This is a genomic window from Rhodococcus sp. R1101 (assembly GCF_000278445.1).
GTDB classification, from domain to species: Bacteria; Actinomycetota; Actinomycetes; order Mycobacteriales; family Mycobacteriaceae; genus Rhodococcus; species Rhodococcus gordoniae.
Genome location: NZ_AJVB01000683.1, coordinates 1 through 1,547, shown reverse-complemented (window position 1 = coordinate 1,547; position 1,547 = coordinate 1). Strand labels below are relative to the sequence as shown.

Here is a 1,547-nt window from a genome sequence, read left to right as displayed (position 1 = left end):
GGAACGCCGATTCCACGGCAGCCTGGCCGACCTCGACGCCGTGCGTCGTGCGGTCCGCATTCCGGTGCTGCGCAAGGATTTCGTGGTCGGTCCCTACCAGATCCACGAGGCGCGTGCGCACGGCGCCGACATCGTGCTCCTCATCGTCGCGGCCCTCGAACAGACCGTGCTGACGGCCCTGATCGACCGGATCGAGTCGCTCGGGATGACGGCGCTGGTCGAGGCGCACACCGAGGAGGAGGCCGACCGCGCCCTCGAGGCCGGCGCGACCGTCATCGGGATCAACGCCCGCAACCTCAAGACCCTCGAGGTCGACAAGACGACATTCTCGCGCATCGCGCCGGGCCTGCCCAGCAACGTGCTCAAGATCGCCGAGTCCGGTGTCCGCGGGCCGGCCGATCTGCTCGCGTACGCGGGGGCCGGCGCCGACGCGGTGCTCGTCGGAGAGGGCCTGGTGACCAGTGGGGATCCGCGTCAGGCGGTCGCCGAACTGGTGACGGTGGGTACGCATCCGTCGTGCCCCAAGCCCGCACGCTGACCGTGCCGGCCGGTCCGGACCCCCATGTGATCCGCGTCGCGTGGTGGGGCAGACTGGACGCGTGACTGCAGACGATTCCGCACTTTCCGCCAAGGGCCGGGGGCTTCCCTCGATGAGCGAAGCCCTCGCCACTCCGACCGCGCACGAACCCGACGTCCGCGGCCACTTCGGAGCCTTCGGTGGCCGCTATGTGCCCGAGGCGCTCATGGCGGTGATCGAGGAGGTCACCGCCGCCTACGAGAAGGAACGCGTCGACCCCGGCTTCCTCGCCGAACTCGATCGGCTGCAGCGCGAGTACACCGGTCGCCCGTCCCCGGTCTACGAGGCCACTCGTCTCAGCGAACACGCCGGAGGCGCGCGCATCTTCCTCAAGCGCGAGGATCTCAACCACACCGGCTCGCACAAGATCAACAATGTGCTCGGGCAGGTGCTGCTCGCCAAGCGCATGGGCAAGACCCGCGTGATCGCCGAGACCGGCGCCGGCCAGCACGGCGTCGCCACCGCGACCGCGTGCGCCCTGTTCGGTCTCGAATGCCGGGTCTACATGGGTGAGGTCGACACCGAGCGGCAGGCGCTCAACGTCGCGCGCATGCGTCTGCTCGGCGCCGAGGTCATCGCTGCCAAGACCGGCTCGCGCACCCTCAAGGACGCGATCAACGAAGCGATGCGCGACTGGGTCACCAATGCCGACAACACCTATTACTGCTTCGGCACCGCCGCCGGTCCGCATCCCTTCCCGGCGATGGTCCGCGACTTCCAGCGCATCATCGGCCTCGAGGCACGCGCCCAGATCCGCGAGCTCACCGGTCGTCTGCCCGACGCCGTCGTCGCCTGCGTCGGCGGAGGGTCGAACGCGATCGGCATCTTCCATCCGTTCATCGACGACCCGTCCGTCAAGCTCGTCGGCTGCGAGGCCGGGGGAGACGGGGTCGAGACCGGACGGCACGCCGCCACCATCGGCGGCGGCACCCACGGTGCCCTGCACGGCGCGTACTCGTACCTGTTGCAG

2 protein-coding genes are annotated in these 1,547 nt (G+C 69.7%); both read left to right on the top strand.

Going from position 1 to position 1,547, the window contains the following annotated elements; all coding sequences use genetic code 11:
* On the top strand, nt 1-538 hold a 538-nt coding region (locus R1101_RS0123190; RefSeq protein WP_016935573.1), incomplete at its 5' end, for an indole-3-glycerol phosphate synthase TrpC.
* A gap of 112 nt (nt 539-650) precedes the next feature.
* Nucleotides 651-1,547, top strand: an 897-nt coding sequence (gene trpB / locus R1101_RS0123185; RefSeq protein WP_016935572.1) for a tryptophan synthase subunit beta, incomplete at its 3' end; no start/stop codon positions are given.